The sequence below is a fragment of the Euzebya pacifica genome, from assembly GCF_003344865.1.
Lineage (GTDB): Bacteria > Actinomycetota > Nitriliruptoria > Euzebyales > Euzebyaceae > Euzebya > Euzebya pacifica.
This window is the reverse complement of record NZ_CP031165.1, coordinates 751609-766013: the sequence shown is the minus strand read 5'-3', so window position 1 is coordinate 766013 and position 14405 is coordinate 751609. Positions and strand designations below refer to the sequence as shown.

At 70.4% G+C, this 14405-nt stretch carries 13 protein-coding genes; 5 read left to right on the top strand and 8 right to left on the bottom strand.

All coding sequences use genetic code 11. From position 1 onward, the window contains the following. Positions 1 to 122: 122 nt before the first annotated feature. Positions 123 to 1961: a S8 family serine peptidase gene (locus DVS28_RS03100; protein WP_114590151.1), complete on the top strand. Its 1839-nt coding sequence runs from the start codon at positions 123 to 125 to the stop codon at positions 1959 to 1961. A gap of 81 nt (positions 1962 to 2042) precedes the next feature. Here the strand turns inward: DVS28_RS03100 and DVS28_RS03095 are convergent, their stop codons facing one another. Beyond that, complete coding sequence (locus DVS28_RS03095; protein ID WP_164709868.1) at positions 2043 to 2624, bottom strand: Uma2 family endonuclease; 582 nt, start codon at positions 2622 to 2624, stop codon at positions 2043 to 2045. A 121-nt stretch (positions 2625 to 2745) separates the two neighbouring features. Further along, positions 2746 to 4584, bottom strand: a complete 1839-nt coding sequence (locus DVS28_RS03090; RefSeq protein ID WP_114590149.1) for an AMP-dependent synthetase/ligase — start codon at positions 4582 to 4584, stop codon at positions 2746 to 2748. Between the two features lie 200 nt (positions 4585 to 4784). On the opposite strand from DVS28_RS03090, the gene DVS28_RS03085 reads away from it, so the two are divergent. After that, a complete protein-coding gene (locus DVS28_RS03085; RefSeq protein ID WP_114590148.1) occupies positions 4785 to 5033 on the top strand; it encodes a hypothetical protein in 249 nt (82 codons plus the stop codon). A 62-nt stretch (positions 5034 to 5095) separates the two neighbouring features. Here DVS28_RS03085 and DVS28_RS03080 read toward each other — a convergent pair whose 3' ends face one another. The 3 genes from DVS28_RS03080 to DVS28_RS28095 form a co-directional block, all read right to left on the bottom strand. After that, on the bottom strand, positions 5096 to 6331 hold the full coding sequence (locus DVS28_RS03080; protein ID WP_114590147.1) for a RimK family alpha-L-glutamate ligase: 1236 nt from the start codon (positions 6329 to 6331) through the stop codon (positions 5096 to 5098). Between the two features lie 73 nt (positions 6332 to 6404). After that, complete coding sequence (locus DVS28_RS03075) at positions 6405 to 7913, bottom strand: serine hydroxymethyltransferase (protein WP_216826358.1); 1509 nt, start codon at positions 7911 to 7913, stop codon at positions 6405 to 6407. 40 nt (positions 7914 to 7953) lie between these two features. Continuing rightward, entirely contained in the window at positions 7954 to 8991 is a 1038-nt protein-coding gene (locus tag DVS28_RS28095; RefSeq protein WP_164709867.1) for a phosphotransferase family protein, read from the bottom strand. 84 nt (positions 8992 to 9075) lie between these two features. Between DVS28_RS28095 and DVS28_RS28090 the strand changes: the two genes are divergently transcribed. The 3 genes from DVS28_RS28090 to DVS28_RS03060 are packed head-to-tail and all read left to right on the top strand — an operon-like array spanning position 9076 to position 11163. Beyond that, positions 9076 to 9786: a VOC family protein gene (locus tag DVS28_RS28090; RefSeq protein WP_164709866.1), complete on the top strand. Its 711-nt coding sequence runs from the start codon at positions 9076 to 9078 to the stop codon at positions 9784 to 9786. A gap of 7 nt (positions 9787 to 9793) precedes the next feature. Next, complete coding sequence (locus tag DVS28_RS03065; protein ID WP_114590145.1) at positions 9794 to 10483, top strand: class I SAM-dependent DNA methyltransferase; 690 nt, start codon at positions 9794 to 9796, stop codon at positions 10481 to 10483. Then, entirely contained in the window at positions 10480 to 11163 is a 684-nt protein-coding gene (locus DVS28_RS03060) for an enoyl-CoA hydratase/isomerase family protein (protein ID WP_114590144.1), read from the top strand. Before DVS28_RS03065 ends, DVS28_RS03060 begins: the two co-directional genes overlap by 4 nt. A 371-nt stretch (positions 11164 to 11534) precedes the next feature. Here the strand turns inward: DVS28_RS03060 and DVS28_RS03055 are convergent, their stop codons facing one another. The 3 genes from DVS28_RS03055 to soxR all read right to left on the bottom strand — a co-directional run bounded on the left by DVS28_RS03055 (position 11535) and on the right by soxR (position 14380). Continuing rightward, positions 11535 to 12593 carry an aspartate-semialdehyde dehydrogenase gene (locus DVS28_RS03055; protein ID WP_114590143.1) on the bottom strand — a complete coding sequence of 353 codons (1059 nt, stop codon included), beginning with the start codon at positions 12591 to 12593 and terminating at the stop codon, positions 11535 to 11537. Positions 12594 to 12596: 3 nt separating this feature from the next. Then, positions 12597 to 13847 carry an aspartate kinase gene (locus DVS28_RS03050; RefSeq protein ID WP_114593957.1) on the bottom strand — a complete coding sequence of 417 codons (1251 nt, stop codon included), beginning with the start codon at positions 13845 to 13847 and terminating at the stop codon, positions 12597 to 12599. Between the two features lie 68 nt (positions 13848 to 13915). Further along, positions 13916 to 14380: a redox-sensitive transcriptional activator SoxR gene (gene soxR / locus DVS28_RS03045; RefSeq protein WP_245973575.1), complete on the bottom strand. Its 465-nt coding sequence runs from the start codon at positions 14378 to 14380 to the stop codon at positions 13916 to 13918. Positions 14381 to 14405 lie beyond the last annotated feature (25 nt).

Genomic DNA, 14405 nt, shown 5'->3' with positions numbered 1-14405 from the left:
TCGGTCAGGTGCCGGTCACGGCTTGGAGTACCGAGGTCTCCTTCCAACGCCTGCTAACGCGTAGGGGTCCGGCGCGTCTACCCCGTGTCCCCCCTCCCCAACCACGAAGGACCCTGCGCATCGTGAACCGACCATTCCTCCCCTCGTTCCTTGCCTGCCTGCTCCTGCTCGCGCTCGTGACCCCGGCTGCGGCCGAGGACGCGCCGGCCGACGACCAGCGCGGGGAGGAGCAGCCCGCCAGCCTCATCATCGGCGTCGAGGGCGACCTGCCCGCGGCGGTCGGCGCGCTGGAGGCCATCAACGGCCTCGAGGTCGTCCACGTCTCGCCACAGGGCGCCTTCGTCGCCGTCGAGGTCGACGGACTTCGTGCCCTCCGCCTCGCCAGCACCGCTGTCCCCGGCGTCGCCTACGTCGAGGAGGACGAGACCCGCTACAGCCAGGCGATCCCGAACGACGCCCGCTACGGCGACCAGTACGGCCCCGAGATGATGGGTGCGGAGGAGGCGTGGGGCGCGGTCGGCTACGGCGACACCTCCATCAGCGTCGCGGTGCTCGACACCGGAACCCGCCACGGTCACCAGGACCTGACACCCACGAGCCGCTTCTCGGCCACGCAGGTCTACACCGGCAACAGCAGCGACAACTGTGGCCACGGCACGCACGTCGCCGGCACCGTCGGCGCGACCACCAACAACGGCATCGGCGTCGCCGGCATGTCCCAGGCGCAGATGATGACCTACAAGGTCCTCGACGCCACCGGCGGCATCTTCAACATCCAGTGCTCCGGCTCGACGTCGTCCATCGCCCAGGCCGTTTATGACGCGACCGACGACGGGGCCGACATCATCTCGATGTCCCTCGGCGGCGGCGGGTACTCCCAGTCCTTCGAGAACGCCATCGACTACGCGTGGAACAACGGCGTCGTCGTCGTCGCTGCATCCGGCAACGACGGCGCCAGCAACGGCGTCTCCTACCCGGCGGCCTACGACAACGCCATCGCGGTCGGTGCGCTCGACGCCGACAAGGGCAAGGCCAGCTACTCCAACGCTGGTGACGAGCTGGACGTCGTGGCCCCCGGGTCGAGCGTCCTGTCGACCTACAACTCCTCAAACTCCTCCTACAGCTCGCTGAGCGGCACCTCGATGGCCACCCCCCACGTGTCGGGCGCCCTCGCCCTGGCATGGAGCTGCGCGCCGTCCGGCACCACCAACGCCGATGTCCGCAACGCCATGGAGTCCACCGCCGAGGACCTCGGTGCCAACGGCTGGGACCGCAGCTACGGCCACGGCCTGGTGCGGGTCGACCTGATGGTCGACGTGCTGTGCGACGGTGGCACCGGCGGCGGCCCGACCAACACCGCCCCGACCGCGGCGTTCACCACGACCACCGACGAGCTGACCATCGACGTGGACGGCACCGCCTCCAGCGACGCCGACGGCGATGCCCTGACCCACTCCTGGGACTTCGGGGACGGCTCGACCGCCACCGGTGCGACCGCCAGCCACACCTACGCGGCCGACGGCACCTACACCGTCACCCTGACCGTCGACGACGGGACCGACACCGACACGACGTCGACCACCGTCACCGTCGAGGCGTCCGACCCGGGTGGCGACCCCGACCCATCCACCCCGAACCTGACGTCCGGCCAGACGGTGCAGGTCAGCCTGTCGGGCAGCGGCGACGAAGCGTTCTACAAGATCGCCGTGCCCGCCGGTGCCAACAGCATCACCGTCAGCATCGACGGCCCGTCCTGCGGCCTGTTCGGTTGTTCGTTCGACGCCGACCTGTACACCCGTGACGCCGCCCGGCCGACGGACTCCGCCTGGGACTGCCGTCCGTACCAGGGCGGCTCGGACGAGACCTGCACCGACACCTCCCCCACCGCGGGGTACCTGTACGTGCGGGTCGACGCCTACTCCGGCTCCGGCACGGTCGACCTGACCGCGACAGTCAGCTGACCCGACCCGCCGGGCGTCCCTGCATCCCCACCCCCTGCAGGGACGGCCCCGCCGCAGACGCCCCGGCCATCGGCCGGGGCGTCATGCGTCCCGGCCCCGGTCGACGAAGGCGAAGAGGTCGGCCAGCGGCACGTCGACGCCGCATGCCCGGACCACATCCCCTGTCCCGTGACGGGTCACGTCGACGTAGGCCCCCTCAGTCGGTCGGCGATGCACGACGACGACCTCGTCGACCAGATCCGCCACCCAGTACTCCTCGATCCCGGCTGTGGCGTACACACGGACCTTGGTGACCAGGTCGCGCCGCCTGCTGGACACCGCGACCTCGACCAGCAATCGGGCACCCCGCACTCCGTCGGTGATCCGGCGGACGTCGTCGACGTCGACGACGGCAAGGTCGGGCTGGGGCTGGCTGTAGTCGCTGGCCGCGTACGGGTGGGACACGCCCACCATCACGTCGTCCGACAGCATCCTCGCGAAGTGGTTGGTGAGCCACATGACGGCCTTGACGTGCGGTCCCCCCTCGGCGGCCATCGACACGATCACCCCTTCGAGCAACTCGACCTGCTCGTCCTCGAACAGGCCGGCGTCGCCCATGGCGTTGAACTCGGCCCGCGTGATCCGGCGAACCTCGTCAGGCAGCTCGGCACCCGCGGTCTCCATGTCCATGACCGTAGTGCGACACATCCGACCCGGACCGTCAAGGTCGTCGCCCCTGTGGACAAGCCGGACGCAGGAACGCCCCGGCCAGCGGCCGGGGCGTCGTGCGTTGATGCTGGAGGAGCTACTTCTTCTTGCCGTCGTACATGTCCTCGATGAGGTCGGCGTAGGCGTCGTGGACGACGTTGCGCTTGACCTTCAGCGACGCCGTCAGGAAGCCGTTGTCGACGCTGAGCGGCTCGGGGACGAGGCTCCAGTACTTGATGGTCTCGAAGCTGGCCAGGTCGCCGTTGACCTTGGCGACGTGCGCCTCGATGGCCTTGGCGACCTCGGGGGCGTCCTGGCTGGGCGCGATGCCCTGCTGCTTCGCCCACTCCTCCAGCTCCTCGGGGTCGATGGAGATCAGGGCGGTGCAGTAGTTCTTGGTGTCGCCGATGACGACCGCTTCCTGGATGATCGGCAGCAGCTTCAGCGAACCCTCGATCTTGGCCGGTGCGACGTACTTGCCACCGGAGGTCTTGATCAGCTCCTTCTTGCGGCCCGTGATCTTGAGGAAGCCGTCGGCGTCGATCGACCCCTCGTCACCGGTGTGGAACCAGCCCTCGTCGTCGAAGGCGTCGCCGGTGGCGTCGGGACGATTCAGGTAGCCCTGGGTGATGTTGGGGCCCTTGGCGAGGATCTCACGGTCGTTGGCGATCTTCAGCTCGACACCGGGGAGCGCCTTGCCGACCGTCCCGACCTTCATGTCGCCCGGCAGGTTGGACGTCAGGCCGGGGCAGGTCTCGGTCAGGCCGTACGCCTCGATCAGGTCCAGCCCGAGCGCGAGGAAGAAGGTGTGCACCTCTGCGTCCAGCGGCGCGGACCCCGACAGCAGCGCCTTGGTGCGGTCCATGCCGAGCAGCGCACGCAGCTTGGACAGCACGACCTTGTCCGCGACGGCGTACTGCAGCTTGAGGAGCAGCGGCAGCTCCTTGCCCTGGGTGCGGAACGGCACCGTCTGCCTGCCGACGCCGAGGGCCCACCCGAAGATCTTCTGGCGGGCTGGCGGCGAACCGGCCACCGTCGTCTCGATCTTGGACTTCATCTTCTCGTAGACGCGCGGGGCGGCCGGGAAGAAGCCGGGGCGGGTCTCACGGGCGTCGTCGGCCAGCGTCGCCACCGCGGAGATGATCAGCGGCAGGTCCATGTAGGGCGCCGAGAACTGGATCAGGCGACCGAAGGAGTGGGCGAGGGGCAGGAAGAGGAACAACCCGCCTGCCCGCATGTCGTCGTCCAGCAGGGCCGACTTCTCCGCGGCGCGTGCCATCGCAAGGTGGTTGTCGTGGGTCTGGATGACGGCCTTGGGCGGACCGGTGGTGCCCGAGGTGTAGGTGTAGGTCGCCGTCTGGTCGGGGCTGGCGGCCTCGCGCCGGCGGGTCATCTCCTCGCGCAGCTCGTCCAGCTTCTCCTTGCCGCGGGCCTCGACGTCGGCCAGGGACTCCCAGTCGTCGGCCGGGTCGATGCCGGTGGGGTCGATGACGATGACGTGCTGCAGAACCAGCTGGTCCGCGCTGTAGTCGGTCTCGAAGAAGGTGAAGCCCTTCCGCATCGTGCGGATCTTCTCCAGCTGGCTGGCGTCGTCGACGATGACCAGCTTGATGCCGGTGTCGACGTGGGCGTAGCCGACCTCCTCGGGGTGCAGGGAGGCGTAGATCGGCACGGTCTGCAGGCCAACCGACAGCGCCGCGAAGTCACACGTCACCCACGCCTCGCTGGTCTGCCCGAGGAGTCCGACGACGTCGTTGTCCTCCAGGTCCATGGCCGTCAGCAGGCCGGCGGCGATGCGGTCGGCGCGGTCACGGACCTGCGCCCACGTGCGGTCTTCCCAGCTGCCGTTGCCCTTGGTCCGGATGGCCACGCCGTTGGGCGAGGCATCGGCCCGGGCATGGAGCAGCTGGGCGAGGGTGGAGATCTGGAGGCTCATTGACTGGCGCCTTTCACGGACGTTCTCGGTGACGATGCGGCGGAGACGGAGGGTCCCAACGCCGGGGCACGGTGCTGGAGTCTATTCAGCGCGCAGCCCGGAACCACAGCCGAGCGAGTCCGGTGACGCCACGATGACGGAACGGACGGTCGCACAGGAGTCGTCGTAGGCTCGGACGGACCCGACGAGAGGCCCCATCAGTGCCGCAGCCGTTGCCCGACGTCCCCGACGCCGACCCCGACGCCACCGTGGACCCCGCGTGGTCGGACCTGCGCACCAACGCGGCCCTGCCGAGCTGGTACCAGCCCGCGGCGATGCCGACACAGGTGGCGGGCTGGCGCCGCGCCGCGGCCTGGACGGTCGTGGTGATGCTGGTCAGCTCGGCGAGTGCCGGCCTGTGCCTGACGTACGGCCCCGACGAGCTGTGGCGGTTCCTCGGCATCGGTTGATCACGACGGTTCCTGGGCATCGGCTGATCACGCCGTCCTGTCGGCGAGGACCGAGCTGACCGTCAGTCGTCCCCGTTGCCGTTGTCGTCGTGGGAGTGGTCCTCGACCTCGTGCAGGGGCTCGTCGGGCAGCGGCTGCACCTTCGGCTGGCTGCGCCGCCGGCGACGGGCGGGGACCAGGTCGCGCATCTCGTCGAGCCGGCCGAAGCACAGCAGCCGGTCCTCGGCTTCCAGGACGCGGTTGCCACGCGGGTTGGGGATGACCTTGGTGCCACGGTTCAACGTCAGCACGGAGATGTCCCGTTCGCGCAGGTCGGTCTCGGTGATGGACTTGCCGACCATCGGTGAGCCCTCGCGCACGACCAGCTCGGCCACCCCGTAGCCGGTGGAGACCGTCAGCCGCTGGCGGACGTCCAGCTCGGGGAAGTCGACCTGGCTGGCGATGTAGTCCACGATCGCCCCGGCGATGTCCAGGCCCGTCGCCCCCTCGATGCCCTCCAGGCCCGGTGAGGAGTTGACCTCCATCACGAGGGGCCCGTGGTCGGACTCCAGCATGTCCACGCCGGCCACCCGCAGGCCCATGATCTGCGCGGCCTGGACGGCCACGCGCTCGTACTCCTCGTCGAGGTCCACGAGCTCGGTGCGGCCACCACGGTGCACGTTGGAGCGGAACTCGTCGCCCTGCGCCACACGCCGCATCGCCGCCACGACCCGGTCGCCCACGACCAGCGCGCGGACGTCCTTGCCACGCGACTCGGCGATGAACTGCTGGATCAGCACGTTCTGCTTGGTGGACTGCAGCGTCTCCACGACCGCCTCGGCCACCTTGTTGTCGGGCGCGAGGATGACGCCGATGCCCTGCGTGCCCTCGAGCAGCTTGATGACCACTGGTGCGCCACCGACGGCCTTGATGGCCGACGGGACGTCCTTGCGGTCGCGGACGAACATCGTCCGGGGGATGCCGATGGAGTGGCGGGACAGGATCTGGATCGACCGCAGCTTGTCGCGCGAGTTGGCGATACCCGCTGCGGTGTTGGGCGTGTAGACGTCCATCTGCTCGAACTGCCGGACCACCGCGAGGCCGAAGAACGTGATCGACGCGCCGATCCTCGGGAGGATGGCGTCGTAGTCCGACAGGTGCCGGCCGCGGAACTGCAGGTCCGGCTCGCCCCCGGTCAGGTCGATGCCGAAGCGGACGGTGTTGAGGACCTTCGCCTCGTGACCGCGCTCCAGCGCAGCGATCTTCAGCCGCTGCGTGGAGTAGGCGTTGGGGGACCTTGAGAGGATGCCGAGCTTCATTGCCCCGCACGATACGGGGTGGACAGGGGTCCGTGCCGGGCTGCGGGTGGTCCGACGGTGTCAGCCGGACGCCCTAGCGGTCACGGATGTAGCGGATACGCCGGAACTCCGAGCGGAATCGCGCGACCTTCGGCGCCAGTCGAGCGGGGTCGTCGTCGCGCCAGGCCTGGCCGATGAAGGCCGCGAGCTGCGGGATCGCGGCACCGCTGATCCCCCAGCGAACGATCTCTGGCGTCCCCATCCGCAACCCGTTGGCGTCGCCCTCGATCGAGGGGATCGGCAGGCCGATGGCGCTGGTCAGCAGGTTGGCCCGCCGCAGGTGCTGGGCGGCCGCCGTTCCCCCGCCGAGCGCCCGGGCATCCAGCGCCAGCTGGTGGCTGACCTGCGTCAGCTGGCCTGCCGGGCGATGGACGGGCAGGTCCTGCGCCTCCAGCCCTCGGGCCAGGTCGGCGGCGGCGGTCACCATGTCGGCGGCGTACTGCCGACCGTGCACCAGCCAGTCGAGCATCGTGATGGCCATGGCCGCGGTCTTGCCGGCGTCGAAGTTGGCGGTCAGGCCGGGGTGGGCGATGGCCTCGATGCGTTCGGCCAGCGCGGGGTCGTTGGTCACCACGAGCCCGCCGGGGGGACCGGCAAGGCTCTTGTAGGTGCTCATGGTCATCAGGTGCGCGCCCTGCTGGAGGGGATTCGGCCACGCATGGCCCGCGATCAGGCCACACAGGTGTGCGGCGTCGAAGAGCACCTTGGCGTCCACCTCGTCGGCGATGCGCCTGATCTCGGCAACCGGATGATGGGCGAGGTTGAGGCTGCCACCGATGGTGATGAGGGAGGGCCGGACACGCCGGGCGAGCGCCGCCAGGCCTGCGGTGTCCACGCTGTTGGTGTCGGGGTCGATCGGCGCATGGTGGACCTCCAGCCCGTACAGCCCGGCGGCGCCGGCCTCGTGGTGGGTGACGTGCCCACCGATGCTGGCGGGCGGCACGATGACGGCATCCCCGGGCGATGCTGTGGCCATGAATGCGTAGAGGTTGGCGATGGCGCCGGACGGCACCCGCACCTCGGCGAACGTGGCGCCGAAGACCTCGCGGACGAGGTTGGTGGCCAGGACCTCGATCTCCTCGATCGCCTCCAGACCCGTCTCGTACTTGGCACCGGGATAGCCGAGCGACGGGCGGCTGCCGAGCCCCCTCGCCATCATCGCCTCGGCCGCGGGGTTCATCGTGTTGGCGGCCGGATCGAGGTTGACGGCCTCGTGGTCGTGAATGTCGCGGTCGCGCTGGACGAGGGCGTCGAGGCGGCGGGCGATGCCGTCGACCTCCAGGCGGTGGGCGTCAGCGGAGATCGCGGCCACCCGGTCGGCCGCTGACGGCGGCAGCCATGTCCGGGGGTCGACGGCGTGTTCGTAGCGCCACATGAGCGGGTCGGTGACCTTTCGGATCCACAGGCGGGCCCGGTCGAGCTCCAGCCAGGCCGCACGGATTGCGGCGTGATCGGTGTTGCCCTGCTGGCGGAGGTCGTCCCGCACCTTCCACGCCCGTGTCAGCTCCAGCAACGCGGCGTCGAAGGGTGTCGCAGCCTCCATCGCGGCGGATCCTATCGGAGCCGACGCGCCCGGTCGCGAGTCAGATGCCGGCCTCGTCGGCGTAGCCGGAGGCCATGTCGAACAGGTCGGTCACCTTCTCCTCGAACATGCGCCAGCCGTCGTCGGCGTCGCCGTAGGCCCCCGCCCGGTTGCGCTGGTACACCCCCTCGAGGATCGCCGCCAGGCGCCAGGTCGCGAAGGCCATGTAGTAGGGCAGGACGTCGTCGGGCACGTCGATGCCGCCGGCGTCGACGTAGGCCCGGACGAAGTCGGCCCCTGTGCCATAGCCCGGGTGCCCGGTGGGGCGTCCGATCAGCGCGTCCGGCACGCTGTCGTCGCCCCAGTACACGAGGGTGATCGCCAGGTCGGCCAGCGGGTCACCGGCGGTCCACAGCTCCCAGTCGAGCACGGCGGCAACGGTGCCGTCGGGATCGAGGATGACGTTGTCCACGCGGTAGTCCCCGTGCACGATCGCCGTGGCCGGCTGCTCGGGGATGGCGGCGGTCAACCGGTCGTGCACCGCATCGGCGACCGGCAGCTCGCGCCCCTTCTGGGCATCCATCTGTCGCTTCCACACGTGCAGCTGGCGGGCCAGGTAGTTGTCGCCCCGGCCCGGCTTGACCAGCCCGATCTCGTAGGGGTCGATGCGGTGCAGCTCGGCCATGGTGCTGGCCAGCGAGCGGGTGGCCGTGGCGCGGGCGGCCTCGTCGATGCTGGCGCCGTCCTCGGTGGTCCGCAGGATGAGGCCGTCGACGTGACGCATCACGTAGAAGGTGCCGCCGATGATCGACTCGTCGCCCTCGTAGCCGATCACCTCGGGGACCGGCACGTCGCTGTCGGCCAGCGCGCTCATCACGCGTGCTTCCCGCGACATGTCGTGCGCCCCGGGCAGGAGGTCCCCGAGCGGCGGCCGACGAACGACGAACGTGCGGCCGTCTGCGTCGGCGACCCGGTAGGTCAGGTTCGACCGGCCACCGGAGATCTGCGAGGCGGTCAGCGGCGGGGTCACCTCGACCCGGTCGGTCAACCAGCCCTCCAGCGCGTCGACATCCAGCGGGACTCCGTGTGCATCGCTCATGGCCGCATACCCAACCACACCGAACAGGACCGCACCCAGCCGGCCGTTTGGCAGGACATGACCACGGTCACCTACCCTCGTGGCATGCCGCTGACCGAAGCCGTACTCGACCACGTTGCCATCGCCGTTGACGACGTCGACGCCGCCGTCTCCCATTGGCTGGGCCGTGGCGCCGTGCCGGTCGGCGGGGGCGAGGCCCCCGCGTTCCGCAGCGAACAGGTCCGGCTTGGCAACGGCGCCAAGCTGGAGCTGATCGGGCGCACGACAGGTGAGCCGTCCTTCATCGACGGCTACCTGGAGCGGTTCGGCCCCGGTCGTGTCCACCACGTCACCATCAAGGTGGGGACGTCGTTGGCGCAGGCCATCGAGGAGCTGGACGCGGAGGGGATCCAGACCGTCGACCGCAACGAGTCCTACCCGCACTGGCACGAGGCGTTCGTCCGGCCGTCCGTGGTGGGCGGGATGATCGTGCAGATCGCCTGGGCGTCGGGCACCGACGCCGACTTCGCCGAGCGCAGCGGCAGGCCCGCCCCGCAGTCGCCCGACCCAGCCGCCCCGCACCTGCTGGCGCTGCAGATGACCCACGTCGACCCACCAGCCGCCCGGGCCCTGTGGTCGGCCGTGGGCGCCACCGTGACCGACGACGGCAACGGCGGGTTCGAGGCCCAGTGGTCGGCGTCCCCGATGGTGGTGCGGGTCGCCCTCGGCGAGCGTTCCGGTCCCGTCGGCCTGGTCGTGCCGGGCCTGGCCCCGGGCGAGCGCACCGACGTCGCCCCCGTCCTGCTGGGGGTCTGACACCGTCGTGTGGCCGGCGGAGGAGTTCGGCGAGGAGTGGGCCGACGTCTACGACGCCGTCTTCGCCGATCTCGACACCGACGCCAAGCAGGCCGTCGCGGCCCTGACCGCGGACCTCGCGCCCCGCACACGGGTGCTGGAGCTGGGTGTCGGCACCGGCCGGCTCGCGATCCCGCTGGCCGCCGCAGGACTGCACGTCACCGGCGTGGACAGCTCGGCGCGCATGCTCGCCCGGCTCGGCGCCAAGGACGGCGGCGACCGAGTGGTCGGGGTGCTCGGCGACATGGCCGATCCTCCCGTGGCGGGTCCGTTCGACCTGGTCCTGATCGCCTTCAACACGCTCTTCGCGCTGCCCGACCAGGACCGTCAGGTGGCCTGTCTCGGCGCTGCCGGGCGGCTCCTCGTCCCGGGTGGTCGTCTGATCGTCGAGGCGGCCGTGCCGCAGCCATGGCGCTTCGCCGACGGCGACCACGACCCTGTGGCGCAGACGGTCCGGTCGGTCCGGGTTGTCACCGATGACGCCACGGTCCGTACGCTGCCCCTCAACATGCGTTACGCCTGGCCGAGCGAGATCGACCTGATGGCCCGGCTGGCCGGCCTGGCCCGCGTCCGGCGGTCGTGCGGCTGGGCCGACGAACCCTTCGATGACGCGTCGACGCGACACGTCACGACCTACCAGAAGGACCAGACGACATGAAGCTCGAGCTCGTGGACGGCATCCACCTCCTGACGCTGGACGAGGCGTCGCAGGTGATCAACGACTCGACCCTGGCGGGGTGGGACGACGCGCTGTCCACCGTCGAGGCGTCACAGGGGCCCACGGCCCTCGTGGTGACCGGCGAGGGCAAGACGTTCAACCAGGGCCTCGACCTGCCGTTCATCGGTGGGCTCGGCGAGGCGTTCCCCGACTTCATCCGCAACGTGCACCAGCTGTTCGGCCGGCTGCTGCGGGTCGACGTCCCCACGATCGCGGCGATGAACGGCCACACGATCGCCGGCGGCGCGATGGTCGCCCTCTGCATGGACCTGCGCGTCATGCGGTCGGATCGCGGCTGGTTCCGGCTGCCCGAGGTCGAGCTGCAGATGCCGTTCACCACGGTCATGGACGGCCTGGTCTCCGCACGGATCCCCCAGCCGGCGCAGCACCGGATGATGGTGCTCGGCGAGCGGGTCGGTGGCGAGGGTGCGTTGGCTGCCGGTGCCGTCGACGCCGTCGCGGAGGGCGAGGACGGTCCCCGCGAGGCGGCCATGGCGAAGGCCGGCGAGCTGGCGCAGTACCGCGGCCCGGCCCTCCGACAGATCCGCACCACCCGCTACGGCGACCTGCTGGCCTCCATCGACCGCGACGCCGACCGCGAGCACCTCTTCGCCCCCTGATCCGGGCGGTCTCGGCGCCGGGCCGCGGCCGGGCGTGTGCGGTCCCCCGCGCCTTGGGGTGGGCATGCCACCCACCACCGGCCACCTGCGTGTGCGGTCCCCCGCCCCTGAGGGTGGGCATGCCACCCACCCTCGGACCTCGTGCGCGTTGCCCCACGCTGAGGGGCGTCCAAGTCACACGGCGGCGCACCCCGTGCGACTTCCCCAGCCCCCGAGGCTGGGCATCGCACACGCGGGGCCGGGCCGGCCACGCGAACGGCCGGCCCGTCGAGGGGCCGGCCGTGTCGTCGTGGTGTGATCAGACGCGCTACGCGCTGGACGGACTTCGTCCTAGACGCGCTCCGCAAGCTCCACGCTAGACGCGCTTCGCACTACACGTGTCCTCGGGCCACGAGCTCCTCGGCGATCTGGACGGTGTTGAGCGCCGCGCCCTTCAGCAGGTTGTCGCCCACGCAGAAGAAGTTGAGGGAGTGGTCGTCGTGCAGGTCCTCGCGGATCCGGCCGACGGCCACCTCGTCGCGTCCGGCGAACTCCAGCGGCGTGGGGCGGTCAGCCACGACCAGGCCGGGGAAGCCGTCGAGGGCCCGCAGCGCCGCCTCACGGGTGACCGAGCGGCCGAACGTCGCCCGGATCTGGATGGCGTGGCCGGCGACGACCGGCACCGACACACATGACGGGGAGACCTCCAGGTCGGGGATCCCGAGGATCTTGCGCGACTCGTTGAGGAGCTTCATCTCTTCGTCGGTGTAGCCGTTGTCCTGCATGGCGCCGCGCAGCGGGATGACGTTGAAAGCCATCGCGGTCGGGAACGTGTCGGCCTGCACCAGCTTCGCGGCCGCCGCGCCGTCGGTCCGCAGCAGGTCGAAGTTGTCGGCCAGCACGCCGACCTGTTCGCGCAGCTCGTCCATGCCCGACTGCCCGGCTCCACCGGCCGCCTGATAGCTGGTGGCCACCATCGACACCAGGCCGAAGGCGTCGTGCAGGGCCTTCAGCGGCAGCATCGCGGCCATGGTCGTGCAGTTGGGGTTGGCGATGATGCCCTTGGTCGGGCGCACGTCGAGCTCGTCGGCGTTGACCTCGGTCACGACCAGCGGCACGTCGGGGTCCATCCGGAAGGCCGAGGAGTTGTCGACCACCAGGGCACCGGCCTCGACCGCCCGAGGGGCGTGCTCCGTCGACCGGCCACCACCGGCGCTGAACAGGGCAACGTCGACGCCGTCGAACGCGTCGGCGTCCGACAGGTCCTTCACGGTGATGTCGCGGTCGCGCCAGCGGATGACCTTCCCGGCGCTGCGCGGCGAGGCCAGCAGGACGAGATCGTCCAGCGGGAAGTCCCGGCGGTCCAGCAGGCGGCGGAGGTCCTGGCCGACGGCACCGGTTGCCCCGGCGATGGCGACACGACGCCCGGTGGAGGAGGGGGATGCGGTCATGACTCAGGCTCCTTCGACGCTGACGACTTCGGCGCCGTCCAGCCCGAACTCGGAGTGGATGGCGTTCACGGCGATCTCGACGTCGGCCTCGTCGACCACCACGGAGATGCGGATGGTGGACGTGGAGATCATGTCGATGTTGACACCGGCTTCCGACAGCGCGGTGAACATGCGCGCGGCGACGCCCGGGTTGGTCTTCATGCCGGCACCGACCAGCGACACCTTGCCGATCTTCTCGTCGACCTCCAGGCCAGCGGCGCCGACCTCGGTCAGCAGGGGCTCCAGCGCCTCGCGCGCCACCTTGGAGTCGGTCAGCGGGATCGTGAAGGTCATGTCGGTCGTGCCCGTGGCCGACACGTTCTGCACGATCATGTCGACGTTGACGTTGGCGTCGGCGAGCGACTGGAACACCCGGGCGGCCACGCCGGGCTTGTCCGGCACGCCGCGCACGGTCAGCTTGCCCTCCGACCGGTCGTGGGCGACGCCGGAGATGATGGCCTCTTCCATGGGGTTTCCTTCCGCGTGGGCGTGCACCCACGTTCCCTGGTGGTGGCTGAAGCTCGAACGGACGTGGATGTCCACGCCGTGGTTGCGACCGAACTCCACCGACCGTGTGTGCAGGACGCCGGCGCCGTGGGCGGCCAGCTCCAGCATCTCCTCCGCGGAGATGTGCTCGACCTTGCGGGCCGTGGGGACGATACGGGGGTCGGCGGTGTAGACGCCGTCGACGTCGGTGTAGATCTCGCAGACCTTGGCACCCAGGGCTGCCGCGAGGGCGACGGCGGTGGTGTCGGTGCCGCCGCGGCCCAACGTGGTCACGTCCTTGGTGGTCCGCGAGACGCCCTGGAAGCCGGCCACGATGACGACGTGGCCCTCGGCCAGCGCGTCGGTGATCCGCCCCGGGGTGATGTCGAGGATCTTGGCCTTGCCGTGCACGTCGTCGGTGATGATGCCGGCCTGGGATCCGGTGAAGGAACGGGCGCTCAGCCCCTCCTCCTGGATCGCCATCGCCAGCAGCGCCATGGAGATGCGCTCACCGGCGGTCAGCAGCATGTCCATCTCGCGTCCGGGCGGGTGCGGGGAGATCTCCTCCGCCTGTCGGATCAGCTGATCGGTCGTCTTGCCCATGGCGGACACGGCGACGACGACGTTGTTGCCGGCGCGCTTCGTTCGTGCGATCCGATCGGCCACACGCGTGATGCGGTCGGTGTCGGCCACCGAGGTTCCGCCGTATTTCTGCACGATGATGGGCACGCCGGTCATGGCCGACAGGCTAGCCGCACTCGCGCGGAACTCCGATTCGTCGACCGGGCAGGTCCGGTTCACTCGTGGGGGTGCAACGGCTCTGGCAGCTTGACCGCACCGGTCCCCTGCTGGGCGAGCTGGTCCTCCGGGTTGAAGATCGTGCAGGACTTCAGCGACAGGCAGCCGCAGCCGATGCAGCCGGTCAACCCGTCGCGCAGCCGTTCGAGCGCGGCGATCTCGGCGTCGAGCCGGCTACGCCAGCCGCGCGAGATCCGGGCCCAGTCGGCCTTGGTCGGGGTGCGCTCCTCGGGCAGCAGCGCCAGGGCCTCGCGGATCTCCTGCAGGCTCAGGCCGACATGCCGCGCCGCGGCGATGAAGGCCAGCCGCCTGAGCACGTCCCGGTCGTAGCGCCGCTGTCCCCCACCGGTGCGGTGGGCGGTGACCAGCCCTTCCCGCTCGTAGTACCGCAGCGCGGACGGGGCGTATCCGCTGCGCTCGGCGACCTCGCTGACCGTCAGCCTCGCGTCCCTGTCCACGGCCACCTCCAGAATTCTCTTGACTTGAAGT